Genomic DNA, 25,295 nt, shown 5'->3' with positions numbered 1-25,295 from the left:
TTGCAAGCGAATAATGCCTAATGAATCTCAGGATCTGCTCCGGATCCTGCAGCGGATTTGGTTTCTAAGAAATCAAAATCGCAGCCATGATTGGCTTGCATGATGTGGGCGCTATACATCTTGCCAAAGCCTCGATCAAACTTTTGTGGTGGCGCTTGCCAAGTACTTTTGCGTTTTGCCATTTCCGCATCCGAAATTAATACATTAAGTTTGCGGGCTGGCACATCGAGTTCGATCAAATCACCATCGCGCACAAAGGCGAGTGGACCGCCTACGTAAGACTCTGGCGCAACGTGCAAGATGCACGCGCCGTAACTGGTCCCGCTCATGCGCGCATCAGAGATGCGGACCATGTCGCGAACTCCTTGCTTGAGTAACTTTTGGGGAATGGGTAATTGCCCCCACTCGGGCATCCCAGGTGCACCCAAGGGGCCGGCATGTTGCAACACAATGACCGAGTCTTTATCAATATCGAGCTGTGGATCGTCAATGCGTGCGGCTAAATCATCGTAGTTCTTAAAAACAACGGCTTTGCCAGTGTGTTTGAGTAAGTGCGCTTCGGCCGCAGGTGGTTTAATCACAGCGCCATCGGGCGCAAGGTTACCTTTGAGAACTGCCAAACTATCCCGAGGAACAAGGGCATTATCGGGAGATCGAATCACCTCGGGTTGATAAACCTTGGCATCGGCAATCAGCTCACCCAGGGATTTACCGTCAACGGTGTGTTGCTGCAGATCTAAAAAGGGCGAGAGTTGCTTGAGCAGGGCACGTAAGCCACCGGCGTAATAAAAATCTTCCATTAAATACTGACCTGCGGGCCGTAAATTTGCCAGAACAGGAACACGTCTTGCCAGTGCATCAATGTGATCGAGCGTGAGCGGAAATCCAGCACGTCGTGAGACGGCAATCATATGAACCACGGCATTCGTGGAACCAGCAAGGGCTAAGACCGTAGTCATTGCGTTATCAAATGATGCTTTGGTGAGAATATCCGAGGGCTTAAGATCTTCCCAAGCCATCTCCACAATACGTCGTCCTGTGAGGCTTGCCATTTGTGCATGGCGTGCATCGCTCGCCGGAATCGAGGCAAACCCGGACAAGCACAAACCCAACGCTTCAGCTGCGCTCGTCATGGTGGAGGCAGTTCCCATGGTCATGCAATGCCCTGGGGAGCGTGCAATGCCGTTCTCGATGTTTTGCCAATCACTCTCCGTAATATTGCCGGCGCGTAACTCAGCCCAGTATTTCCAGACATCGCTACCGCTTCCTAAATATTGACCTTGATAGTCACCCCGTAGCATCGGACCTGCAGGTAAAAATATGGTGGGCAAGTTCATGCTAATGGCGCCCATCAGTAAAGCAGGAGTCGTTTTATCGCAACCGCCCATCAACACACATGCATCGGCAGGGTAGGAGCGTAATAATTCTTCGGTTTCCATCGCCAACAGATTGCGGTAGAGCATGGTGGTGGGTTTTTGAAATGGCTCCGATAAGGTAATCGCTGGCATTTCAACTGGAAAGCCACCTGCTTGCCAAATGCCGCGTTTTACTTCTTCAGCACGTTGTCGAAAATGCGCATGGCAGGGATTAATATCGCTCCACGTATTAATGATCGCAATGACGGGCTTGCCTGCATAATCTGCGCGGGTGTACCCCATTTGAGCTGTCCGTGAGCGATGACCAAAGCTACGTAAGTCCTTCACACCATACCAACGGTGACTGCGTAATTCTTCTGGCTTTTTTAACTTGCGAGCAGACATGGGTTCCTGTAATTCATTGATGAATTGATTGATTTAATATACACGAGAACCTTAAGCTACTATTTAGCCAAGAGACACTTATTCATGCCCACCTTAGCCCACGACGTTATCGAACAACAGATTACAAATATCGTGCGGGCAATGGGGAGTAGTGAGAGCGAAGCGCAGACCGTTGCCCATAACTTAGTGCTCTCTAATTTAAAGGGACATGATTCGCATGGGGTGGGGATGATCCCGCGTTATGTTGAAGCCTTTCTTGAGGGTTCCCTCAAACTGAATCAAAGTGTCAAGGTCAATAGTGACCTGGGCTCTTTGCTCGTATTGGATGCCCAACAAGGATATGGGCAAGTAGCTGGAGAGAAAGCCATGCGCATGGGGATCGAGCGCGCAGAACGGCATGGCAGTTGCATCGTATCTTTAGCGAATGCGCATCATCTTGGTCGGATTGGTCATTTTGCTGAGATCGCTGCTCTTCATGGTTTGGTCTCGATTCATCTGGTGAACGTTTTATCCTCGCCTGTTGTAGCAGTGTGGGGCGGTGCGGATGGACGACATGGTACCAATCCATTTTGTGTGGGTGTGCCACTCAAACAGCAAACACCATTTATCTTGGACTTTGCTACCAGTCGAGCTGCTCAAGGAAAAATGCGGGTTGCGCATAACCAAGGCAAAAAAATTCCAGAGGGATTTTTATTAGACCCCCAAGGCCGACCCACGCAAGATCCCAGTGTGGTTGTTAAACCAAATGCCGACGGCAAGATGGGTGCGTTAATGCCGTTCGGTGAACACAAAGGTTCTGGCTTAGCCATTGCTTGCGAGCTCATTGGTGGAGCACTGACCGGGAGTGGTACTTGGAAACCCAGGCCAATGAAGAGCCGGGCAATTTGGAATGGGATGTTGAGTATCTTGATTAATCCCCAGCAGACCACCACCCAAGAGCAATTCGATGCAGAGGTTGCATCCTTTATGCAGTGGGTTAAAGAAAGTCCCAAGGCCAATGAGGACCCAGTACAAATTGCTGGTGAACCTGAGCAACAGAAGATGCAGATGAGAATGCAACAGGGCATTACGATTGATGAGCAGACCTGGGGTGATATTGTGGAAGCTGCAAAGCGATTTGGAGTATCACTGTAGTCATCCACCGTGAGGAATGAATGGTTAATTTAGAACTTTGTTTCAAAACCGCCTGCGAGCAAGCACAACTCATTCGCAATAAAAAAATCAGTGTGACGCAATTAATCACTGCGCACTTGGATCAAATCGAACGCTTCAATCCCACCCTCAATGCCATCGTTACATTAACGGCCGAGAGTGCTTTGGAAGAAGCACAGGCGGCGGATGCGGCACTCGCCAAGCAAGCTCCACTCGGTGCTTTGCATGGCTTACCTGTTGCACACAAGGATTTATTTTTGACCAAGGGAGTACGCACCACCTTTGGATCACCCATCTATCGGGATTTCATTCCCGAGCACGATTCATTACCCGTTGAGCGACTTAAAAAAGCAGGGGCGATTAGTCTTGGCAAAACCAATACACCCGAGTTTGGGGCTGGCAGTCAAACTTTTAACAGTCTTTTTGGCACCACCCCTAATCCCTATGACTTAACCAAGACCTGCGGTGGCTCATCTGGTGGAGGGGCGGTTGCTTTAGCAACGGGGATGGTCGCCTTGGCCGATGGCACGGATCTCGGCGGCTCGCTACGCAACCCCGCTAATTTTTGCAATCTTGTTGGGATTCGTCCATCGGTTGGTCGCGTGCCCAATTGGCCAGATCAGCTGGGTTGGTACACCATGAGTGTGGCAGGCCCCATGGCTCGCACAGTGCAAGATCTTGCACTGGCCATGTCGGTGATGTCAGGGCCCGATGATCGTTCACCGATTGCGTTAGATACACCCGGTTCTATCTTTAATGCTCCTTTGGGTCGTCAGTTCAAGGGTACTAAAGTGGCGTATAGCGAAGATCTTGGGGGCTTACCGGTTGAACCCGAAGTGCGGCAGGTCATGCGAGCCGCGCGCAGTGTTTTTGAGCAACTGGGTTGCGAAGTGATCGACGACAGTATTGATCTTGCAGAGGCCGGTGAGATCTTTATGCTCTGGCGCGCTTGGCGTACCGAGCTACGCATTAGTCCCTTAATGAAAGAGCATCGGCATCAACTCAAAGACACCGTGATCTGGAATGCTGAACAGGGTCTTGACTTAACCGGTCCCCAACTGGCGCGCGCCGAGGCCAAGCGCACTGAGATTTATCTCCGCATGCGGGCATTTATGCAGCGCTATCAATTTTTTATTCTGCCCGTGAATCAAGTCGTGCCATTCTCGGTCGACCTGGATTACCCGCGCGAGATTGCGGGGGTGAAGATGGAAACCTATATTGATTGGCAGAAAACCGCCTACTTCATTAGTGCGATAGGCAATCCAGCGATTTCAGTGCCTGCAGGATTTACTGCTTCGGGTTTACCTGTAGGCATACAGATTGTTGGAGGCCACCGTCAGGACTTTGAGGTATTGCAGATGGCGTACGCTTTTGAGCAAGCCACCCGTTTTGGGGAGCGTCGACCCCCGATTTGCCTCAATTGATTTAATACCAAATTTATGTAGTAATGTTTCAATTACAAAATCAAAATGATCCTAAAACATAAGGAGACAACGATGCAACTAAAGCAACTATTACTGGGATTATGTGTATTGCTCGGGATGACAACTGGGGCATGGGCACAAAAATACCCTGATCGACCCATTAAGTGGATCGTGCCCTATCCACCTGCTGGAACAACGGACGTAATCGCCAGAATCGTAGCCCAGCCATTAAGCGAGGTGCTTGGTCAACAGGTGATTGTGGAGAACCGACCTGGTGGTGGTAACAACATAGGAACAGAAGCAGTCATCAAGGCAGCGCCTGATGGCTATACGATGTTGTTTGTTAATCCAGCCAATGGTATTAATGCGACTTTGTATAAAAACCTGCCATTCAATTTCGTTCGGGATATTGCCCCGGTGGCTGGACTAGTGCGTACCCCCAACGTCATGGTGGTGCCACCCAGTTTTCCTGCAAACAATGTGGCGGAGTTCTTAGCGTATTGTAAGAACAACGTGAGCAAAATCAATATGGCGTCTTCGGGAAGCGGTACTTCAGTACACATGTCGGGTGAGCTATTTAAATCCATGACCAGTTGCAATATGCTGCATGTCCCTTATAAGGGTGCCGGCCCAGCGCTGGTTGATTTGATGGGCAATCAAGTGCAAGTGCTCTTTGATAACCTGCCGTCTTCAGCCGGTCACATCAAGTCCGGAAAATTAAAGGCGCTTGCAGTAACCTCGGCCAATCGTGAGCCATCTTTACCCAATGTGCCAACCGTTGGTGAAACCGTGCCTGGCTATGAGGCGACTGCGTGGTTTGGAGTCGGGATGCCTAAGGGTACGCCTCGCGACATTATTAATCGCATGAATGCCGCTATTAATAAAGTAATGAGTGAGCCCAAAGTTCGTGAGCGCTTAGCTGAATTGGGTGGCGTTCCAATCACCGGAACACCCGATGACTTTGGCAAGATCATTCAGGCCGAGACCGACAAGTGGGCCAAGGTGGTGAAGTTTGCGGGAGCAACTGCCGAATAGTCATTCGTTAGTTCAAGCTTAAATCTTGGTAGAGTAGGGTCGATGCGAGCATCGGCCCTTACTTTTTTCTACCTCACCACGGCAGCACTGATGTGGGCGGGTAATGCCATTGTGGGGAAGATCTTGGTGCAAAGCAGCTCACCCGTCTTACTCAATACCATTCGCTGGGGTGTAACCGCGCTCTTACTACTTCCATTTGCCTGGCGGGTATTGATGCCCCGCAGCCCATTGTGGACCCACCGTAAACGGTTCTTACTCTTAAGCCTCTTTGGCGTTGGTAGTTATAACGTCTTGCTGTATTTAGCCTTACAAAGTTCCACACCAATTAATGTCACTCTGATTGGGGCAAGCATGCCGATTTGGGCAATTGTGATTGGGGCCGTTGTTTATCACGAGAGGGCACAGATTCGGCAAATTGCCGGCGCATTGATTTCCATGGTGGGTGTAGCCGTTGTGATTGTGCGCGGGGATTTTGAGCGACTCATCGAGATTGAATTTGTAGCCGGTGATTTATGGATGGTGCTGGCAACCATTTTGTGGGGCGCCTACAGTTGGATGCTAGCCCATCCTAAGCAAAGTACAGAACGCAGTTGGCCTTGGGCAGAGTTCTTATTTGCGCAAGTGGGATTTGGGTTTTGTTGGTCTTTGGTGTTTGCGCAGACCGAGTATTTACTGGGATTAAATTACTTTACTTGGAACTGGCAAACACTCGGCATGATTGGCTATGTCATCATTGGGCCATCATTGATTGCGTATCGGTGTTGGGGGCTCGGGGTCAATCAAGCAGGCGCAACGGTAGCCACCTTCTTTACAAACTTGATTCCAGTGTTTACTGCGATTCTCTCAACACTGCTGCTACAAAAACCACCTGAGCTCTACCACGGCGTGGCATTTGCATTCATTTTGTGTGGTATCGTTTTATCCCTAAGCGTTCCGCGACGCCTTACTTAGAGTCGTTGAACTTGCACTAAGCGCCACCGAATTGGCCCGCCGACCGCACCTTTGACCCCCGGACCAAATTGCAAAGCAATCGGACCTTCTTTAAAGCGACCATCATTGACGCGCGTTGTTTCAATCCCATTGAGTTTGACAATGATTTCTGGACCAACGGCGCGGATTTCCATGACATTCCACTTGCCACCGGCTAAATTAGTAATGGGGGTTTTCACTGGAGCGACATCCACAATCGCCCCCGTACCAAATTTAGGCTCCGGTCGGATATCCCAAATGTTGACTTCGTAGGAACTAGCGGCAGCAATCTTGGTTGGATTGGTGACCCGAATGAAGATGCCGCTATTGGTATCAGTCTCTGCCCAGAACTCGGCACGAATGTAAACGTCTTTGTAAGACTCTTTGGTGAGTAGAAATCCGGCCTTGCCACGATCAGCCACAATCAGATTATTTTCGACTCGCCAGTTTGCATCACCAACCTGGTGAAAGTTTTCAAGACCTTTGCCATCGCGGATTAAATCAGTGGAAGAGGTTGAGAGGTGGGAACAGGCTGTCAAACAAAAAACAAGTCCAAGAATCCAAGCGCGCGTCATGGTGAGGCCCTCCTATTGGTTGTAACACCATCATAACGAATACCAAAAGTGGAGTCTATAAGTAAGCCAACCAACGACCCATCCCAATCACGCTTGCCCAACCCGCAAGTGAGATCAGGGCTTGGGCTTTACTGATCCCATTGGAGACCGTGCGCATGCGCAAAATGATTGCATTGGCTAACAGTAAGAAGATCAAGCACATCTTCAGAATAAATAAGCGTGAGCTAATCAACTCAGAGGCTTGAGCAATAAACATCAGTGATCCGGTGAGCACTGCTAGACCAAAGCCGAAGAGGGCAACCAAGACTCCCAAGCGAGATAGGTCCGATAGATTGAGTTTGCTGGCAACACCCAAGATCCTTAAATCCATGATGACCACGCTACCATAGAGCATGCCAATGCCCCAGATGTGCATGGTCTCAACCGTGGGATAGAGCCAACTGGAGTGCTTCATGGCCTGGGCTAGCCACAAGCCCTCCAAGGCCATGACGGGACTACTCATTAACGCAGTTCGACCGTTTTATTTCCAGCAGTGATGCGCTCAGCGCGCAACTCATCGGGTTGGCTGCGATTGATATAGCCTTCAACCGTGACTTGTGCACCGTTGGCAATATCACTTTTGCTCAAGCCACGATTTTCCATCCGAAAGGGTGGGGCAAGTACGATGGTCCATGACTTACCATCCGCGTTTAACTTTACCACCCCATGCGGATGCTCATAGCCGCTCTGAGTAATCGTGCCAGTGAGCTTCACGGTCTTGGTCTGGTCATATTCAGACCAACCATGATGGGCATGCGCGATTACTAGATTTAAAAGGAGGCAACTCAGAATAATTCGTTTAAGGATTGTGATCATAGGCAATGGAATAAAAAAGTGTTAACTCAAATGACCTCTTGATTTAACCCCTTGAATGACTCGCAGGGTGGATAGAACACGGTTTGCTAAAGGTGCGCTGATCTCGCCTTTGGCGAGTGCATACAAAACACAGTCAGCGCGCTCATGATCCGGTATGGTACTCAGTTCAGAAAATATATGCTTCTCAGACATTCGATCATGGATTAATAAGGGTGTCAGTTGAACCTCGACTTTAGACCCTTTAATTCCATAGCGAACTTGTGCTAACTCCACGAGTTCAGCACATTGCTTCTCCAAAATCTCCTCAAGACTAGGTAACGGTGTCTGTGAGACAGGTTTTGGTACAGGTTTCTTATAGACCGGATCTTCCATCCCCCCCATGGTAATGGAGATTGATGATTTGCACTATGCGTAGCGTTTAAGCGCTTTTTGATGCTCGTCCATTACTTTTTTTCGCAAACTGGCTGGCGCAAGAACTTCAACGCCATCCCCGTGTTTCATGATTTCCATCACCAATTCGGGGTCTTGGTTGTAATCAAACTCGAGCAGATAATTTCCGTCCTTATCAAAGCTGCTGACCTGTTGCCCATGCCATGTCTCTGCAGCAACCCACCTTGCTTTCTGGGGGGTAAAGCGTAACTTGGCACGCTGGGTTGCTTTACCCGAGAAGATGCCATAACTCTCGGCAAAGTTTTCATGTAATTCTTTTTCAGAGACTTCGATAGCTTTCTCTTCGAGAACACGTGCAGCTTGAATACCATCCATGACAAAACTGCGCAGCCCCTTACGCATGTGGCAATGGGCATCGAGATACCAGTTATCTCGATAAAAAATTAGGCGCTGTGGCGAGACTGTGCGCTCGGTTAATTCATCTTTACCTTTGGAATAGTAGGAGAGGTGTAAACGTTGACGCTTTAGAAGTGAGACGCCCACTTCTTCAAAGTTCTCGAGGATATTCTTGCGAGCCGACATACCAAAAACCTTAATGCGTTTGCGTAACTCCTTAGCAGAAATCTCAGACTGACCCAAGATGCCATCGATGATGTTCATGAGGGGTGCAATATGGGGACTCAGTAAACCATTAGTGTCTAGATTAGATAAGAGATGCTGCATGAGAACGAGGGCAGTCGCCTCCTTTTCAGAGAACCACAGACCAGGTAACTCAAACTTGTCCCCCGCATTGGGTTTATCAAAGCGATAACCGCCCATTGCACGGTCATACACAATCGGCGCGTTCATGCGATCTCGCAGGTAGTCAAGATCCCGCTTGAAGGTCGCACGCGAGATCTCCAACTTCGTCAAGAATTCCTCGATCGGCACGCAGCCTTGATTCTGGATCATATAATTAATCTTGTGTAAGCGCTCTAAATCACTCATCGGCGATCCCCCAAAACAGAATAGGCAACAGCATGAACCATAAAAGGCTCACAATATGAGCCAGTATAGGGGAAGTAATGGCACCAAAAAATACGGGCTGCGAATCAATTCAGTTAGGATTGATCTATGAAACTTCTTAGACATCTAATCTTATGCCTAGCGCTCTTGCCAACCATGGCCATGGCGCTGACAGTTGGTCAAACAATTGAGCTAGGGCAGCTACAAACACTAAACAGCACACCGTATGCCATACCGGCCAACAACACCAAAAACACCTTAATCCAGGTTTGGGCCACCTGGTGCCCATTTTGTAAGAAGCAAAACGCCTATCTCGAAAAACTCTATAAAGAACTACCGCCGAATTCACTCAATGTCATTACGATTTCGATTGATAAGAATCCATTGCTTGCCAAGCAATATATGGAAAACAATCAGTACACATTCCCGGCAGCCATGATGACTCCAGAATTACAAAAGTCGATGGGCAAGGTCAAAGGCATACCAATCCTCATCATCCTTGATAAGAACAACAAAATTATTTACCGAGAAATTGGGGAAATCTTTCCCGAGGAGTATGCTGATCTCAAGCGCTTTGCAAAAGCTCCATAAAGAAGTAATTATTTTTTACAAATAGTCTCTAATGTGATTACAAACCTTTAAGGTTTGTCCTCTTCACAAACCACATTCTTGCCAATAACCTTGTGATTTTCATATCTAAACAGTTAGGCACTCAAAATGGTATTTTTAATTGAACTCACACACAATCGAGCCAAAATATTTCGTATTGAATTTGGATCCCGTTTGCTAATGGCTATTACCATTCTGGGAATTGCCTATTGGACCTTCAAGAGTATTTTTGGAGTGTTTCTAGGACTATTGAGCAAATAAGCAATCGATAAGTAAGTAACTAAGATGCTGAAGAAATAAGGACGAGCCGGACCCTCGGCACTGATAGTATTTGGGTATGGCTGCTTCGTTCCCGACCTGACCAGGTTGCCAAGCCACCATGCGAGGAGGCCCGTCCATTCTTATTGTAGCCTTGTTAGAATTGAGCCCATGACTGCACTTGCACTGGCTCGTAAATGGCGCCCTAAAACGTTCACTGAACTGGTGGGTCAGGATCACGTAGTTAAAGCCTTAACTCACGCCTTAGACCAAGGCCGCTTACACCATGCATGGCTGTTCACTGGAACCCGTGGAGTCGGTAAGACCACCATCTCTCGCATTATGGCTAAAGCCCTCAATTGCACGGGAGTGGATGGTAAAGGGCAAATGACCTCACAACCATGTGGTCAATGCCAAGCCTGCACCGAGATTGATGCGGGACGCTTTGTCGATTACATCGAGATGGATGCGGCGAGCAATCGCGGTGTCGATGAGATGGTCTCTCTATTAGAGAAGGCCGCTTACGCACCTAGCAGTGCACGCTTTAAGGTCTACATGATCGACGAGGTGCATATGCTCTCCACGCATGCCTTTAATGCCATGCTCAAGACCCTTGAAGAGCCGCCACCGCATGTGAAGTTCATCTTGGCAACCACCGATCCGCAAAAGGTGCCGGTCACCGTACTCTCTCGCTGCTTGCAGTTCAATCTCAAGCAAATGCCAGTGCCTCTGATCGTAGAACACCTGCAACAGATTCTGGGATCGGAGTCAGTAACTGCAGAAGCGAATGCCTTGCGGGTGATTGCGAAAGCCGCCCAGGGATCCATGCGCGATGCGCTATCGCTCACCGATCAAGCGATCGCCTATGCAGCCGGACCCGTGTCTGAAGCTGCGGTTCGCACCATGCTCGGCACCATTGATGAGACCTATCTCATCAAGATCTTGGATGCCCTGCAGAGTAAGGATGGCAAGACCTTAAACGAGATTGCTGAAGAGATGGGTCTACGCAGTATGTCCTTCTCCCTAGCGTTGCAAGATCTCGCCAGCCTCTTACACAAAATAGTCACGGCCCAGATCGTGCCAAACTCCGTATTAGAGGATTGGCCAGAGGCGAATGAGATTCGTAGGCTTGCTAAAGCGTTTACTCCCGAAGAAACCCAACTCTTTTATCAAATCGCTATTACCAGTCGGGCTGATTTGTCATTAGCCCCCGATGAGCAAGCTGGATTTGCGATGGCGCTCTTACGAATGTTGGCCTTCAAACCCGGTGGCAGTGGTAGCACGTCAGTAACAGCGAACAGCGCACCGAAGGCTGCTGCGCAAACCTCTAAACCAGCAACTCCTGCAAGTAAGTCCGTGGAGACAAAGCCGGTTGCAAAGAGTGTTACTTCGCAGACAGTTGCCCATACCCCAAACCTCAATAGTGAGATCAAGCCTGATTGGCATGCGATGGTTCGTAACCTGCCACTGCGAGGACTCTTGCAGCAACTCGCTCACCAAACCGAACTCGTGGAGTGGCGCGATACCCCAACGACACTCTTTATTACTCTGACGACTGCGATGCCACAACTGGCAACGGATGATGCCCTCGCCCGTTTTGGGGAGACCTTGCGGGCCCAGTACGGCAAACCGGTGAAGTTGCAATTGGGTGAGGGTAAAGCCAATCACACGATTGCTAAAGTTGATGCGCAAGTGTATGAAGAGAAAAAACTCAATGCCGAAGAGCAAATTGCTGAAGATCCATTCTTAAAAGAGCTTGAGCGTGAGTTTGGCGCCAAAGTGGTCTCGGGCTCGGTTCGTCCCATTAATTAATTTCGATAGCGGAGAAGCACACCATGATGAAAGGTCAAATTGCGGGCTTAATGAAACAAGCGCAGCAAATGCAAGAGAAGATGAAGCGCGCTCAGGAAGAGCTCAATGCCTTGGAGCTCACGGGTCAAGCCGCAGGAGGCCTAGTGAAGGTCACCATTAGTGGTAAGTATGAGATGAAGCGGGTGCAAATTGATCCGGCGGCGATGGATGATCGCGAGATGCTCGAAGATTTAGTGGTGACCGCATACACCGACGCATTCAAACAAGCTGAAGCCGCTAGCCAAGCACTCATGTCGGGAGCGACCGCTGGGATGCCCATGCCCCCTGGATTTAAGTTACCGTTCTAAATTCGGATGAGTCGTACTAAACCATCAAACGAGCCTCAAGACGCACTCAGTCGTTTGGTGGAGGCCCTGCGGGTCTTGCCTGGTGTTGGCCCAAAATCAGCACAGCGGATGGCGTATTACCTATTGCAACATGATCGTAATGGCGCCGCGGTCCTTGCACAAGCACTCGGTGAAGCGGTTGAGTCGATTGGCCATTGCCAGCGTTGCAATACCTTTACTGAACTTGCACTGTGTACGACGTGCAGCGATTCGCGTCGTGACCCAGCCTTGCTATGCGTGGTGGAGACCCCGGCCGATCAAGTGATGGTCGAGCAAACCATGAGTTTTAGGGGCCAGTACTTTGTGCTGATGGGTCGTATCTCACCGCTTGATGGCATGGGACCCAATGAGATCCACTTTGATCGCTTACTTGATCGGATTGAGAAACCGGAGTTTGGAGGACCCGTGCGCGAGGTGGTGCTTGCCACGAACTTCACAAGTGAAGGTGAGGCCACTGCGCATTACATTGGCGAGATCTTAAAGATCAAGGGCATTAAAGCGACTCGCATCGCCCGTGGGATTCCGGTGGGTGGCGAGTTGGAGTATGTCGATGCGGGAACCTTGGCGCGTGCTTTACTCGATCGCCGCTCCATCAGCTAAATCAATCAACGAAAGTATCTATGAGTAAAGTCCCACACATCTTAGTGAGCAATGATGACGGCTACCTAGCCCCTGGCTTACTCGCTTTAGTCAATGCCTTACGCCCCTTAGGCAAGTTAACGATTGTGGCACCGGAGCAAAACCACAGTGGCGCATCGAACTCGCTCACGCTCTCGCGACCCTTAAGTATTCATCGGGTAGCCGGTGGAGAGCGCGATGGATTTCTGTTTGTGAACGGCACACCGACCGACTGCGTACACATGGCCATGACTGGATTTTTGGAGAGCAAACCCGATCTCGTGGTCTCCGGAATTAATCAAGGCGAGAACATGGGTGAGGATGTTCTGTACTCAGGCACCGTGGCGGCCGCAATTGAAGGCGTGATGTTTGGGGTACCGGGCATTGCGTTCTCGCAAGTCGATCGCGGCTGGGCGCAAATTGACGATGCGGCTAAAGCAGCGCGCGATATTGTGACCCAGGCCCTGCAAGAACCCATGGAGCGGGTTGATGGCATTGCTACCTTACTAAACGTCAATATTCCCAATGGCCATTATGAGCAACTCAAACGGTGGCGTGTGACACGTTTAGGAACCCGCCATCACTCACAACCCGTGATCGTGCAACAAAACCCACGCGGCGAGAACATTTATTGGATTGGTCCTGCGGGTGAGGCGCGCGATATTTCGCCGGGGACGGATTTTCATGCGATTAATGAGGGATGCATCTCAATTACGCCCATGCAACTCGATTTAACCCACCATGCCCGCCAAGCCAGTATGCGGGCATCGGGCTGGGACCGCGGATGAAATCTGCCGAGCGCTTTGCTGGGCATCGCCAAGACCTTGCGCGCAAGGTGCATGAGGCGGGCATTAAGAACCCGCAGGTCTTGCAAGCCATAGCCACAGTGCCGCGCCATTCATTTGTCGATGCTGGACTGCACGCCCGCGCGTATGAGGACTCTGCATTACCGATTGGGCATCAGCAAACCATCTCCAAACCATCGGTGGTGGCACGCATGATTGAGTTGTTACACAAGAATAAACAACCCTTGGGTAAGGTGCTCGAGATTGGGACTGGTTGCGGCTACCAAGCCGCGGTACTGAGTTTGTTGGCACAGGAGGTCTACTCCATTGAGCGCGTCCGTGCCTTGCATGATCTGGCCCGCACCAAATTACGTCCGTTTCGGATCGCTAATCTGCGCCTGATCTATGGCGATGGCATTCGAGGGCTACCTCAAGCAGCACCATTTGATGGCATCATCCTCGCCGCGGCTGGATTGGGAGTGCCAGACCCCTTATTGGATCAACTGGCTATTGGGGGACGCTTAATTGCTCCAGTTTCTAAAAGCGAGACCGAGCAGCAGCTCTTACTCATCGAGCGGGTCAGCTCCCACCGTTACCAAAGGACCGCACTTGATGAGGTCTTTTTTGTCCCCTTACAATCAGGGGTGATATGAACGTATTGCACAACAGCTCACATATCCGATATCCCGTTGGCTTTGGTCAGACCGTACTCATTGCGCTTATCGCTCTGGGGCTTACCGCGTGTTCGACCCCGCCACGAACCAAACCAGCCACCATTACCGATCGCAGTACACCGGTAGCCAGTGCCCCCGCTCAAGAGCCGGTGCCACCTGGGTTCTATCGAGTGAAGCGGGGCGACACCTTAATCCGGATTGCACTCGATAACGGTCAGTCGTACCGCGATATCGCCGCTTGGAACAATATCACCGACCCCAATTTGATTGAGGTTGATCAGGTTTTACGGGTCAAGCCACCACCGAGTACGGCTCGGGTTGTAACCAAGCCAATTGAACCGATTAAACCAGCCGACAGCAAAGCATCGACGGATAAGAAAGTCGCCACTAAGAAAGTGGAAGAGAAAGAAGTTGCTGCTGCAGAGCCGAAGGCCGATGCTGTTGATCCACCCATTAAGCTTTCGTGGCCAGCGAAGGGTAAAGTGGTTGAAGAGTTTAATGAAGCCAAGAACAAAGGCATCGATATTGCCGGCAAGATGGGTGAGCCGATTCAAGCGGCAGCCGATGGCAAAGTGGTCTATGCCGGCAATAGTTTGCGTGGCTATGGCAATCTCGTCATCATCAAACACGACAACACCTATCTAACAGCTTATGCCCATAATCGCACGCTGGTGGTGAAGGAGGGCGAGAGCGTCCGCAAGGGTCAACGCATTGCGGAGATGGGCGATTCAGATGCCAACATGGTGAAGTTGCACTTTGAGGTACGCATGAATGGTAAGCCCGTTAATCCAATGCAGTATTTGCAATAACGAGTTTGGCTAAATCGATTCCCAGCGTATTGGTATTTGATATTGAGACCATTCCGGATGTGGCCGGATTGCGATTACTCAATGCGTATCCAGATTCGATGAGCGATGCTGAGGTGGCAAAGGCCGCCATGGACGACCGTGCTACTCAAACCGGCCAAGCGTTTTTGCCGCTCTATCTGCAAAAGATCATCGCGATCTCGTGCGTAATCCGCAGAACGACCAAAGAGGGCTTGCCGCAATTTAAGGTTGGCAGTCTTGGAGCGCCAGATGATGATGAGAAAGCCTTGGTGCAAGCCTTCTACGAACTCATCGAAAAATATACCCCTCAATTGGTGTCATGGAATGGAAGCGGCTTTGATCTTCCGGTCTTGCACTATCGAGCACTACTCAACCAAGTGGCAGCACCACGCTATTGGGAGATGGGGGAGAGTACCGATAGCGATAGTAAAGACTTTAAGTGGAACAACTACATTAATCGCTATCACATGCGACATATTGATCTGATGGATGTCTTGGCCAAACATAATGCTCGAGCCAATGCACCGCTCGATGCACTTGCCAAGCTGTGTGGATTTCCGGGGAAGCTGGGTATGGATGGCTCACAAGTATGGCCTGCATATCAACGCGGTGAGATTGAGCAAATCCGACAGTATTGCGAGACCGATGTGGTTAATACGTATTTGGTGTATTGCCGCTTTCAGCAAATGCGCGGTGGCTTTACCGCCGACGAGTATGAGGAAGAACTCGCGTATGTGAAGCAGCAACTTGAACAGGATGCCAAACAAGGTAAGGCACCTTGGCCTGAGTATCTCGCGGGCTTCACTCACTAACGCATTCGTGATGAACGATGAGCACTGAGGTGCGGATGCCTAAGGCATCGCCGATTGTCACGATTGATTCATTGGATTTAGAGGCCCAAGGCGTTGCACGGCAATCCAATGAGGAGGGCGGCAAAGTGCTCTTTATTCGGGGAGCATTGCCCACCGAGCAGGTGACCTACACCATTACCCGTGAGAAAGCGCGTTTTGCCAAAGCCAAACTCCACGAACTCATTAAACCCGCGGTCTATCGCACTACACCCCGCTGCACCTATTTTGGAGTCTGCGGAGGGTGCAGCATGCAGCATCTGGATTTTGCTGCGCAGATTGCGATGAAGCAGCGGGTCTTAGAGGATGATCTGTGGCATATTGGACGAATCAAGCCCGACGAGATCCTGCGACCAATTGCAGGACCTGCTTGGCACTATCGCCATCGTGGGCGCTTGAGTGTGATTGATCGCTCGATTAAGAAGGGTACGATCTTGGTGGGTTTTCATGAGCACAACAGTAGTTATGTGGCGGACATGCTGACCTGCGAAGTGATCCCTAAGCGGATCTCAGATCTATTAGTGCCCATGCGGGAGCTGGTGGGCTCACTTAGTATTCGAGATCGCGTACCGCAAATTGAGTTTGCGGTTGGAGAGGATGTAAACCAACCAAGTGCTCCCAAAATTGCCTTAGTGATTCGGCACTTGCTACCACTGATCCCCGCAGATCTGAAGAATCTTGAAGTATTTGCTAAACACCATCAGGTGGGTATTTGGTTACAAGCCCAAGGCCCTGAGAGTGCCAAACCGTTTTACCCCGCTGCGCAAGCGCTGAGTTACAGCTTGCCAGAGTTTGGGGTCAGCTTACCGTTCTTACCGACGGACTTCACCCAAGTCAATCACGCAGTCAATCAAGTACTAATTAGTAAAGCGATTGCATTACTGGAGATCCAAGGAAGTGATCGTGTGATCGATCTCTTTTGTGGCATTGGCAACTTCACACTCCCCATTGCAACACTGGCTAAGGAAGTGCTTGGTATTGAGGGCAGCAAGACCCTGACTCAGCGTGCCTTACAAAACGCCCGTCATAACCAACTCGATCACAAAACCCAATTTACCCAAAGCAATCTCTTTGAGGTCACGGCTACTGATCTCAATAGCTGGGGCAAGGCCGATAAATGGCTGATTGATCCACCGCGAGAGGGTGCGATGGAGATTTGTAAGGCAATGCTAGACCTACCATCAACAGCGCTACCAAAGCGCATCGTGTATGTGTCCTGCAATCCCAAAACACTGGCACGCGACGCAGCGATTCTGACGCACGAACTCAATTACACCCTGAGCAAAGCAGGAATCATCAATATGTTCCCCCACACCTCGCACATTGAATCGATTGCGGTGTTTGATCAAAAAGAAAGCCGATTAACTATTAAGAGTTGAGCTTTAATGTATCAAGATTCGTGGCTACTGCTGGATTTACAACGGCCCATGCCAACGCTTTCGCAAGATCATTACTTACATCAGGGGAATGAAGCCATCTTTCTTTTTCTGGAATTGCGGGAGGAGGTAATATGCTCTTTGCTTTGTTCATTTATTTGAAACCATATTCAATTACAAAATTTTACAAGCATGAGTATCATGAAAAAGAAACTAGTTAAGCCTAGCACTAAAGAGGATGCTGAAATTACAAAAGCAGCAAAATCTGACCCAGACAGTCAGCCGATCTCTAAAAAGGATTGGGAGCGCATTAAACATACAGTTGTTCGTTCTCCATTGAAACTTAGCTCGGATCACTAATTCCATGACCAATCTCAACCAACTACCCACTGATTTACCTGTTCCCCAAGACGATGGGGCTTGCAATCATTTGGTTGGCATGTCTTTGCCGAATGTAGCTTTGTTAGCAACGGATGGATCGATGGTGAACCTCTCCCAACTAGCTGGGCGTTTGGTGATTTATTGCTATCCCATGACCGGTCAGCCTAACGTGCCATTACCTGAGGGGTGGGATCAAATCCCAGGAGCGCGGGGTTGCACACCGCAAAGTTGTGCCTTTCGGGATCACTATCAAGAACTCCAAGCCCTAAATGCCAATGTGTTTGGGCTCAGTGTACAAAGTACGGAGTATCAACGCGAGATGGCTACGCGTTTGCATTTGCCGTTTCAGGTGCTCAGTGATGAGCATTATCAGTTCCAGAAGGCCCTCAACTTACCAACCTTTGTGGCAGCAGGGATGACCTTACTCAAACGCGTGACCTTAATTAGTCATCTAGGGCGTATTGAGGCGGTGCATTACCCAATCTTCCCAAGCGATAGTGATCCTGCTTGGGTATTGGATTACTTAAAGAGCAAGAAATAAAAAGGGCGCCGCAGCGCCCTGAAGTTACCGCAGGACTACGTTGCTATCAGTCGCGGTCTCCACCGAAAATGCCCAGAAGAGCCAAGAGGTTGGAGAAAATGTTGTAGATATTGAGGTAGATACCTAGGGTCGCAATGATGTAGTTGGTCTCGCCACCATTAACTACCCGTTGCACATCCACAAGGATGAACGCAGAGAAGATAGCGATTGCAACCACCATGATGGTTAGCATCAATGCAGGCATCTGCAACCAGATGTTGGCTAAGGAAGCCACGATCAACAGAATGACACCCACGAACAGGAACTTGCCCATGCTCGAGAAGTCTTTCTTGGAGACCGTTGCAATGGAAGCCATCACCGTGAAGATGGCGGCTGTGCCACCAAAGGCGCCCATAATTAGGGTTGCACCATTGCTATAGCTGCCTAGAGTCATACCAATTAAGCGTGAGAGCATCACACCCATAAAGAAGGTAAACGCTAGCAAGAGCATCACACCCATACCGGTATCTTTGTTCTTCTCGATTGCCCAGAAGAAACCAAAGGCAACTGCCAAGAAGATAATCGCACCCATAAATGGACTACCTTCGAAGAAGGTAAAGCCCATGGCCACACCTAACCACGCGCCGATGACGGTAGGCACCATGGAAAGTGCCAAGAGGGCGTAGGTGTTTCTTAGGACACGATTACGGGATTGGGCAGTTGCAACCGAAACGTTACGACCGAAACCAACCGAATTAAGATCACTCATTGAGTAGCTCCTATAAATAAGCCCAACATGGGCTTGATAGTCACTAAGTATAGACAAAACATATAAAAATCAAGACCTTTGTGTCATTCGGGTCTTCTGGATTGGCCGCTAATTTGATATACCTAAGAAATTCAAGGGCTTAGGAGTGGGAATCGGGGATAAAACCCTAAAAACAAAGTATAATTTCGCATCGCAATACCGAGTATTGCTGACAAATGAATCAATAAAACCGAAAAACCGTTTCACACAACATCATTGGAGTTTTTGCATGGCAATTCAGCGCACCTTATCCATCATCAAACCTGACGCAGTCGCGAAGAGCGTGATTGGCCAAATCTATGCTCGTTTTGAGCAAGCCGGTTTGAAGATCGTCGCCGCCAAAATGGCGCACCTCTCAAAAAATGAAGCGGAGCAGTTCTATGCAGTTCATAAAGAGCGTCCTTTCTTTAAGGATCTCGTGAGCTTCATGATCTCAGGCCCAGTGATGATTCAGGTGCTTGAGGGTGAGAATGCAATTGCCAAAAATCGCGAGTTGATGGGTGCTACGGATCCAAAGAAGGCTGATAAAGGCACAATCCGTGCTGACTTTGCAGACAGCATTGATGCCAATGCCGTGCATGGCTCGGATGCGCCGGAGACCGCTGCGGTGGAAGTCGCTTTTTTCTTCCCCGGCATGAACATCTTCGCGCGTTAATTCACCATTGATTACCAACCGCACGAACTTACTTAATTTTGATGCTGCCAAGATGGCAGAGTACGTTGCGGGATTAAACGAGAAGCCGTTTCGGGCTAAGCAGCTCTTGCAGTGGGTGCATCAGCGTGGCGTTTGTGACGTTGCGCTGATGACCGATCTAGCCAAATCCTTTCGTCAGCAGCTTGCCGATCACGCTGAGATCACGAGCTTGCCTGTTATTGGGGACATGAAAGCCAGTGATGGCACCCGCAAGTGGTTACTGGATGTGGGCGCTGGTAATGCCGTTGAGATGGTCTACATCCCCGAAGACGATCGCGGTACGCTTTGTATCTCTTCCCAAGCAGGGTGTGCAGTCAACTGCCGTTTTTGTTCCACCGGTCATCAGGGCTTTGCCCGCAACCTAACACCCGCAGAGATTATTGGACAACTCTGGTTTGCGGAGCATCATCTGCGCGAGGATCCGCTTGCGATTCGCAGACTCGATGAGGATTGTGCCGAGCAAACCCAGGGTCGGGTGATTACGAATGTGGTGATGATGGGCATGGGCGAGCCCTTATTGAACTACGATGCGGTTCTGATTGCGCTACGCTTGATGCTTGACGATCATGCCTATGGTCTATCACGCCGGCGCGTGACCGTATCCACCTCGGGTGTGGTCCCTATGATGGATCGCTTGGCGCAGGATTGCCCTGTGGCGCTCGCCGTATCCTTGCATGCACCCAACGATGCGCTGCGCGATGAGCTCGTGCCACTCAATCAAAAGTATCCCTTAAAAGAACTGATTGCTGCTTGTGATCGCTACTTACCATTTGCACCGCGCGACTTTATTACCTTTGAGTACTGCATGCTCGATGGCGTGAACGACCAAGACCAGCATGCCAAAGAATTAATCAAACTCTTAAAGGGCTTGCGTTGCAAATTAAATCTCATTCCCTTTAATCCATTCCCTGCCTCGGGCCTCAAGCGCTCACCGGCCGAGCGGGTTAAGCAGTTTGCCCAAATTTTGCAAGACGCCGATCTGGTCACCACCGTGCGTAAGACCCGCGGTGACGACATTGCAGCTGCCTGCGGACAGTTGGCAGGCGATGTGATAGACCGAACTCGCCGTGCCGAGCGCATGCAAGCACTCGATGAGCAGGTGATTCAGTTTCAGGGACGATAATGATCGCAATTGGATGCCATGATGAATAAGATTGAGCCTGGTTGTTTACCCCCATTGCCCCTTGGACCATTGCCACGCCGGCTCTCGCGCCAGTCGGTGGTTGCGTGGGGCGATCACCGCGTGACCGTTGGTGGGGACGCCCCGGTGCGTGTGCAATCGATGACCAATACCGATACCGAAGATGCAATCGCAACCGCGATTCAGGTGAAGGAGTTGGCAAGAGCAGGCTCAGAGCTGGTGCGCATTACCGTCAATACTCCAGAAGCCGCGGCCCAAGTTCCTTACATCCGCGAGCAACTCGATCAGATGGATGTAAAGGTGCCATTGATTGGTGACTTTCATTACAACGGCCATACCTTACTCAAAGATTATCCGGATTGTGCTAAGACCTTATCCAAATACCGCATTAACCCTGGTAACGTGGGTAAAGGCGCCAAGCGCGATCCACAATTTGCGCAAATGATCGAGGCGGCTTGTCACTACGAGAAGCCGATTCGGATTGGTGTGAACTGGGGTAGTCTCGATCAAGATTTGCTAGCGCAGATCATGGACGATAACGCAAAGCTGGCAATGCCCAAAACCTCGCAAGAGGTCATGATTGAGGCCTTGATTCAGTCGGCACTTCAATCGGCGAGTAAAGCCGTTGAGCTCGGCATGAACCCTGATCAGATTACGCTATCGTGTAAAGTGAGCGGTGTGCAAGACCTGATTGCGGTGTATCGCGATCTGGCAAGGCGTTGTGATTACTCCTTGCATCTTGGTCTCACCGAAGCGGGCATGGGTAGCAAAGGCATCGTGGCATCGACTGCCGCACTCGCAGTTTTATTGCAAGAAGGCATTGGCGATACCATTCGCATCTCCTTAACCCCCGATCCGGGTGCGCCGCGTGAGAACGAAGTGATAGTGGGTCAGGAGATCTTGCAAACCATGGGATTGCGCAATTTCACACCGATGGTGATTGCTTGCCCTGGATGTGGTCGCACCACGAGTACCACCTTCCAAGAACTCGCTGCCAAGATCCAGTCTTACCTGCGTCAACAAATGCCGGTGTGGAAGAAAACCCATCCCGGTGTTGAGAACATGAACGTGGCGGTGATGGGTTGCATTGTGAATGGCCCGGGTGAGAGTAAGCACGCCAATATTGGTATCTCTTTACCAGGCACTGGTGAGAGCCCCGCCGCCCCCGTGTTTGTGGATGGTGTAAAAGTAAAGACCTTGCGCGGTGAGGGCATCGCTGAAGAGTTTCAACTAATTGTCGACGAGTACGTTAAAGCCAATTACCATGCAAAAAATTAATGCCATTCGCGGCATGAACGATCTGCTGCCCAAAGATGCAGCGGCTTGGTCTTATCTCGAGCGCACCTTAGCCGATCTCACTCGAGCTTATGGTTACGAGCAGATTCGGACGCCGATCGTCGAGGCAACGGCGCTCTTCCAACGTGGTATCGGTGAGGTGACCGATATCGTGGAGAAAGAGATGTACTCCTTTGAAGATCGACTCAATGGAGAACAGCTCACATTGCGACCCGAAGGAACCGCAGCAGTGGTGCGTGCTTCGATTGAGCACAATTTGATCTATGACGGCCCCAAACGCCTTTGGTACACGGGACCCATGTTTCGGCACGAGCGCCCCCAGCGTGGACGCTATCGCCAGTTTCATCAATTTGGGATTGAAGCCTTGGGATTTGCAGGCCCAGACATCGATGCCGAGATCATCTTGATGGGTCAACGCCTTTGGGATGAGCTTGGTTTGCAAGGTGTACGTTTGGAACTCAACTCTTTGGGTGAGGCTGCGGAGCGCACAGCGCATCGTCAAGCCTTAGTGGAGTACTTTACCCAACACCATGTGCAATTGGATGAGGACTCGCAACGGCGTTTGCAAACCAATCCACTGCGGATTCTGGATTCGAAGAACCCAAGCATGCAGACTTTGATTGAAGGTGCACCAAAGCTCCTGGAGTTTTTGGGTTCAGAGTCACTGGCCCACTTTGAAGCAGTACAAACCCTTTTGAAAGCCAACAACATTCCATTTAAGATCAACCCACGATTGGTGCGCGGTTTGGATTATTACAACCTAACAGTATTTGAGTGGACTACCGAAGCACTGGGAGCCCAAGGTACGATTGCTGGCGGTGGTCGCTATGATCCCTTGATGGAGCGTATGGGCGGTAAAAGTGCCCCAGCCTGTGGATGGGCCATGGGCATGGAGCGCGTGTTGGATCTCATGGCGATCTCGAAGAGTGTTCCAGAGAGCGATCCGGTTTGCGATGTCTATGTATTACACCAGGGCGGGGATACCTTGGTACAAGCCATGATTGCAGCAGAAGCGCTCCGTAGCGCCGGGATTGATGTGATCTTGCATTGCCCACCCGATGGGCAGAGTGCGAGCTTTAAATCCCAAATGAAGAAAGCCGATGCAAGTGGTGCGCAATTGGCGCTGATTATTGGCCCTGATGAGCTCGCTTCGGATGAGGCGCAATTGAAGGACCTTCGTGGCACTGGTGAGCAACATGCCGTGCCACTATCGGGTTTATTGGCAGCAGTGGTCGACGCTTTAGTCGATTCGTAAGCGATACAGCATAAAATAAGCGTTTAATTCATTGAAGAAAGCAGTATTGGCATGGCACTTGACCTCGAAGAACAAGAAAACCTAGCGAACCTGAAATCGTTTTGGGCCCGCTATGGCAATTACATCATCGGTGTCATTACCGTGGCATTGCTCGTTTATAGCGGCATGAGTGCTTGGAAGTGGTATCAACGCGATCAAGCCGCAGATGCGGGTAAGTTATACGAGACCTTAATTAATTCGATTAGTAAGAACGAGAAAGACAAAACGTATCTTGCGGCTGAAGATTTGCAAAACAAATACGGTGGCACGAGTTATGCAGCGATGGGAAGCCTTGTGGCTGCCAAGGTCGCGATGGACAGTAACGATGCAACTAAAGCACAAAGCTATTTGAAGTGGACCGCCAATCAAGCCAGCGATGATTCGTTTCGGGCTCTGGCGCAATTGCGGCTCCTTGGAATTCTTATTGATCAAGGGACTGAAGCCAGCCTCAAAGAGGCTGATCAACTCCTCAAAGAAAAAGCTGTGAAAGGATTTGAGCCCCTTTGGATTGAGCGTCGTGGTGATTGGTATCTGGTGCAAACAAAAATCCCTGAAGCGCGTACCGAATACCTCAAGGCCATGAAAGCCATGCAAAGTGATCGAGCCTTTCCGGAGGACGCGCGTGGCTTATTGAAAGTAAAGATTGATGCTGTAGGGGGGATGTAGTGCGACTGTTGCGCTGGGGTGCCATCGCATCTCTTTCCATCGCATTGATTGCCTGTTCGGGCTCGTCCAAGGTTCGCAAACCGGCTGAGCTCGTCAATATAACGAATCAAGTCGAGCTTGCTGAGGTCTGGTCAACCAGTGTCGGTAGCTCCGTTCCTGCTAACTTTCGTCCCGTTGTTGCTGATGACCATCTCTTCGCAGCATCGGCACGTGGCACGCTTAGTAAGTTAAATATTCAGACTGGGCGTGTGGTTTGGGAGGTTAGTGTTCCCGAGAAACTCTCCATTGGTCCAGGATCGGATGGCAAGATTACAGTGGTGGTTAGTAGTGAAGGCAATGCCTATGGCTACGATGAGTCGGGTAAAAATATTTGGAAGCACCTAATTGGAAGTGAGGTACTTTCTGATCCGATCGTAGCAGCCGGTGTCGTAGTGATCCGTACTTTAGATCATCGCTTTATTGGTTTGGATGCAAACACGGGTAAACGGCGTTGGATTTATCAACGGCAACAGTCCCCATTATCACTGCGTGTTGGTTACGGCATGCTCTTAGTTGGCAATGATGCCGTGGTCACTGGTTTTGCCGGCGGCCGCTTTGGAGCACTCGCGCTCTCCAACGGTGGACTCATTTGGGAGTCGGCAGTCTCGTTCCCCAAAGGCTTTTCTGAGATCGAACGTTTAAATGATGTCACCAGTCGACCGAGTCTTGAGGAAGGGCGCCTTTGCGTGGTTTCTTATCAAGGGAAAATTGGTTGCGCTGAACTACGCACTGGTAATTTAGCGTGGTCGAAGGATTTCTCAAGCTATACCGGCACCACTCAAAGTACGGAGTTTGTCTTTGCTGCTAATGAGAAGTCCCACGTTTATGCCTATCGTGCAAGCGATGGTGTGCAAGTGTGGGAGAACACGCAACTCACCTGGCGTGATGTGGGAGAACCGCTTGCAGTTGGCAAAGTGGTGCTGATGGGTGATAAACAAGGTTATGTTCATCTTCTCAATCAAAATAGTGGACAGTTGGTCTCGCGCATTCGTCACGACAGCTCACCAGTTACTGCAGCTCCGATTGCAGCAGGTGGCGTGATCATCATTGCTTCTCAAGGTGGCAAGATTGCGGCATATCGCCCGCGTTAAGACCAAT

28 protein-coding genes, 1 other RNA gene and 1 pseudogene are annotated in these 25,295 nt (G+C 50.2%); 21 read left to right on the top strand and 9 right to left on the bottom strand.

Features of this window, described 5'->3' with window-relative positions:
* Window positions 1–17 precede the first annotated feature (17 nt).
* Entirely contained in the window at window positions 18–1,760 is a 1,743-nt protein-coding gene (araD, locus tag ICV32_RS05730; protein WP_215368647.1) for an L-arabinonate dehydratase, read from the bottom strand.
* Window positions 1,761–1,844: 84 nt separating this feature from the next.
* Here araD and ICV32_RS05725 point away from each other — a divergent pair, with 84 nt between their 5' ends.
* From ICV32_RS05725 to ICV32_RS05710, 4 genes are all read left to right on the top strand, one after another.
* Complete coding sequence (locus ICV32_RS05725; protein ID WP_215368645.1) at window positions 1,845–2,894, top strand: malate/lactate/ureidoglycolate dehydrogenase; 1,050 nt, start codon at window positions 1,845–1,847, stop codon at window positions 2,892–2,894.
* 20 nt (window positions 2,895–2,914) lie between these two features.
* The gene (locus ICV32_RS05720) at window positions 2,915–4,336 is read left to right on the top strand and encodes an amidase (protein ID WP_215368644.1); all 1,422 of its coding nucleotides are present in this window, start codon (window positions 2,915–2,917) and stop codon (window positions 4,334–4,336) included.
* Window positions 4,337–4,408: 72 nt separating this feature from the next.
* Complete coding sequence (locus tag ICV32_RS05715; protein ID WP_215368643.1) at window positions 4,409–5,371, top strand: tripartite tricarboxylate transporter substrate binding protein; 963 nt, start codon at window positions 4,409–4,411, stop codon at window positions 5,369–5,371.
* A 42-nt stretch (window positions 5,372–5,413) separates the two neighbouring features.
* Window positions 5,414–6,322: a DMT family transporter gene (locus ICV32_RS05710; RefSeq protein WP_215368642.1), complete on the top strand. Its 909-nt coding sequence runs from the start codon at window positions 5,414–5,416 to the stop codon at window positions 6,320–6,322.
* Here ICV32_RS05710 and ICV32_RS05705 read toward each other — a convergent pair.
* The 5 genes from ICV32_RS05705 to ICV32_RS05685 are packed head-to-tail and all read right to left on the bottom strand — an operon-like array spanning window position 6,319 to window position 9,147.
* Window positions 6,319–6,915 carry a DUF1080 domain-containing protein gene (locus ICV32_RS05705; protein WP_215368638.1) on the bottom strand — a complete coding sequence of 199 codons (597 nt, stop codon included), beginning with the start codon at window positions 6,913–6,915 and terminating at the stop codon, window positions 6,319–6,321. The genes ICV32_RS05710 and ICV32_RS05705 overlap by 4 nt on opposite strands.
* 55 nt (window positions 6,916–6,970) lie before the next feature.
* Window positions 6,971–7,417 (bottom strand): hypothetical protein, encoded by a 447-nt coding sequence (locus tag ICV32_RS05700; protein ID WP_215368634.1) that lies wholly within the window; start codon window positions 7,415–7,417, stop codon window positions 6,971–6,973.
* Complete coding sequence (locus ICV32_RS05695) at window positions 7,417–7,770, bottom strand: DUF6152 family protein (RefSeq protein WP_215368633.1); 354 nt, start codon at window positions 7,768–7,770, stop codon at window positions 7,417–7,419. The genes ICV32_RS05700 and ICV32_RS05695 overlap by 1 nt, the downstream gene beginning before the upstream one ends.
* 21 nt (window positions 7,771–7,791) lie before the next feature.
* A complete protein-coding gene (locus ICV32_RS05690; RefSeq protein WP_215368632.1) occupies window positions 7,792–8,142 on the bottom strand; it encodes a hypothetical protein in 351 nt (116 codons plus the stop codon).
* 33 nt (window positions 8,143–8,175) lie between these two features.
* Entirely contained in the window at window positions 8,176–9,147 is a 972-nt protein-coding gene (locus tag ICV32_RS05685) for a YafY family protein (RefSeq protein WP_215368630.1), read from the bottom strand.
* 126 nt (window positions 9,148–9,273) lie between these two features.
* Between ICV32_RS05685 and ICV32_RS05680 the strand changes: the two genes are divergently transcribed.
* Window positions 9,274–9,756, top strand: a complete 483-nt coding sequence (locus ICV32_RS05680) for a TlpA disulfide reductase family protein (RefSeq protein ID WP_215368628.1) — start codon at window positions 9,274–9,276, stop codon at window positions 9,754–9,756.
* A gap of 316 nt (window positions 9,757–10,072) precedes the next feature.
* Here the strand turns inward: ICV32_RS05680 and ffs are convergent.
* An RNA gene (gene ffs / locus ICV32_RS05675) (signal recognition particle sRNA small type) lies at window positions 10,073–10,170 on the bottom strand.
* Between the two features lie 33 nt (window positions 10,171–10,203).
* On the opposite strand from ffs, the gene dnaX reads away from it, so the two are divergent.
* The 8 genes and pseudogenes from dnaX to rlmD all read left to right on the top strand — a co-directional run bounded on the left by dnaX (window position 10,204) and on the right by rlmD (window position 17,361).
* Window positions 10,204–11,844 carry a DNA polymerase III subunit gamma/tau gene (gene dnaX, locus ICV32_RS05670; protein ID WP_215368627.1) on the top strand — a complete coding sequence of 547 codons (1,641 nt, stop codon included), beginning with the start codon at window positions 10,204–10,206 and terminating at the stop codon, window positions 11,842–11,844.
* 23 nt (window positions 11,845–11,867) lie between these two features.
* Entirely contained in the window at window positions 11,868–12,191 is a 324-nt protein-coding gene (locus tag ICV32_RS05665; protein WP_215368625.1) for a YbaB/EbfC family nucleoid-associated protein, read from the top strand.
* A gap of 6 nt (window positions 12,192–12,197) precedes the next feature.
* The gene (gene recR / locus ICV32_RS05660) at window positions 12,198–12,830 is read left to right on the top strand and encodes a recombination mediator RecR (RefSeq protein ID WP_215368620.1); all 633 of its coding nucleotides are present in this window, start codon (window positions 12,198–12,200) and stop codon (window positions 12,828–12,830) included.
* A gap of 20 nt (window positions 12,831–12,850) precedes the next feature.
* Window positions 12,851–13,636 (top strand): 5'/3'-nucleotidase SurE, encoded by a 786-nt coding sequence (surE, locus tag ICV32_RS05655; RefSeq protein WP_215368618.1) that lies wholly within the window; start codon window positions 12,851–12,853, stop codon window positions 13,634–13,636.
* A 26-nt stretch (window positions 13,637–13,662) separates the two neighbouring features.
* A pseudogene (locus ICV32_RS05650) lies at window positions 13,663–14,286 on the top strand (protein-L-isoaspartate(D-aspartate) O-methyltransferase); the annotation flags it as partial.
* Window positions 14,283–15,116, top strand: a complete 834-nt coding sequence (locus ICV32_RS05645; protein WP_215368613.1) for a peptidoglycan DD-metalloendopeptidase family protein — start codon at window positions 14,283–14,285, stop codon at window positions 15,114–15,116. The pseudogene ICV32_RS05650 and the gene ICV32_RS05645, both read left to right, overlap by 4 nt.
* A gap of 17 nt (window positions 15,117–15,133) precedes the next feature.
* Window positions 15,134–15,946, top strand: coding sequence for a 3'-5' exonuclease (locus ICV32_RS05640; protein ID WP_215372596.1), 813 nt, complete (start codon window positions 15,134–15,136; stop codon window positions 15,944–15,946).
* Window positions 15,947–15,963: 17 nt separating this feature from the next.
* On the top strand, window positions 15,964–17,361 hold the full coding sequence (rlmD, locus tag ICV32_RS05635) for a 23S rRNA (uracil(1939)-C(5))-methyltransferase RlmD (RefSeq protein ID WP_251371813.1): 1,398 nt from the start codon (window positions 15,964–15,966) through the stop codon (window positions 17,359–17,361).
* Here rlmD and ICV32_RS05630 read toward each other — a convergent pair.
* Window positions 17,351–17,512 (bottom strand): hypothetical protein, encoded by a 162-nt coding sequence (locus ICV32_RS05630; protein WP_215368612.1) that lies wholly within the window; start codon window positions 17,510–17,512, stop codon window positions 17,351–17,353. The two genes, rlmD and ICV32_RS05630, sit on opposite strands and share 11 nt — an antisense overlap.
* A gap of 47 nt (window positions 17,513–17,559) precedes the next feature.
* Between ICV32_RS05630 and ICV32_RS05625 the strand changes: the two genes are divergently transcribed.
* Both ICV32_RS05625 and ICV32_RS05620 read left to right on the top strand, forming a co-directional pair.
* Entirely contained in the window at window positions 17,560–17,718 is a 159-nt protein-coding gene (locus ICV32_RS05625; protein WP_215368610.1) for a hypothetical protein, read from the top strand.
* A 4-nt stretch (window positions 17,719–17,722) separates the two neighbouring features.
* Window positions 17,723–18,280, top strand: a complete 558-nt coding sequence (locus ICV32_RS05620) for a peroxiredoxin (protein WP_215368608.1) — start codon at window positions 17,723–17,725, stop codon at window positions 18,278–18,280.
* A gap of 46 nt (window positions 18,281–18,326) precedes the next feature.
* On the opposite strand, the gene ICV32_RS05615 is transcribed toward ICV32_RS05620, so the two are convergent.
* A complete protein-coding gene (locus tag ICV32_RS05615; protein ID WP_215368606.1) occupies window positions 18,327–19,028 on the bottom strand; it encodes a Bax inhibitor-1/YccA family protein in 702 nt (233 codons plus the stop codon).
* Between the two features lie 268 nt (window positions 19,029–19,296).
* Here ICV32_RS05615 and ndk point away from each other — a divergent pair, with 268 nt between their 5' ends.
* From ndk to bamB, 6 genes are read left to right on the top strand one after another with little or no spacing between them, the layout of a single operon-like run.
* Window positions 19,297–19,722, top strand: coding sequence for a nucleoside-diphosphate kinase (gene ndk, locus ICV32_RS05610; protein WP_215368605.1), 426 nt, complete (start codon window positions 19,297–19,299; stop codon window positions 19,720–19,722).
* A 52-nt stretch (window positions 19,723–19,774) separates the two neighbouring features.
* Entirely contained in the window at window positions 19,775–20,884 is a 1,110-nt protein-coding gene (gene rlmN, locus ICV32_RS05605) for a 23S rRNA (adenine(2503)-C(2))-methyltransferase RlmN (protein WP_251371974.1), read from the top strand.
* An 18-nt stretch (window positions 20,885–20,902) separates the two neighbouring features.
* A complete protein-coding gene (ispG, locus tag ICV32_RS05600; RefSeq protein ID WP_371817047.1) occupies window positions 20,903–22,180 on the top strand; it encodes a flavodoxin-dependent (E)-4-hydroxy-3-methylbut-2-enyl-diphosphate synthase in 1,278 nt (425 codons plus the stop codon).
* Window positions 22,167–23,453, top strand: a complete 1,287-nt coding sequence (gene hisS / locus ICV32_RS05595; RefSeq protein ID WP_215368601.1) for a histidine--tRNA ligase — start codon at window positions 22,167–22,169, stop codon at window positions 23,451–23,453. Before ispG ends, hisS begins: the two co-directional genes overlap by 14 nt.
* Before the next feature lie 51 nt (window positions 23,454–23,504).
* Window positions 23,505–24,158: a tetratricopeptide repeat protein gene (locus ICV32_RS05590; RefSeq protein ID WP_215368599.1), complete on the top strand. Its 654-nt coding sequence runs from the start codon at window positions 23,505–23,507 to the stop codon at window positions 24,156–24,158.
* Window positions 24,158–25,288, top strand: a complete 1,131-nt coding sequence (gene bamB, locus ICV32_RS05585; RefSeq protein ID WP_215368597.1) for an outer membrane protein assembly factor BamB — start codon at window positions 24,158–24,160, stop codon at window positions 25,286–25,288. Before ICV32_RS05590 ends, bamB begins: the two co-directional genes overlap by 1 nt.
* The last annotated feature ends 7 nt before the right edge of the window (window positions 25,289–25,295 follow it).

The organism is Polynucleobacter sp. MWH-UH24A (genome assembly GCF_018687475.1).
Lineage (GTDB): Bacteria > Pseudomonadota > Gammaproteobacteria > Burkholderiales > Burkholderiaceae > Polynucleobacter.
Note: the sequence above shows the minus strand (reverse complement) of the source record. Positions and strands in the feature narration are given on the sequence as shown.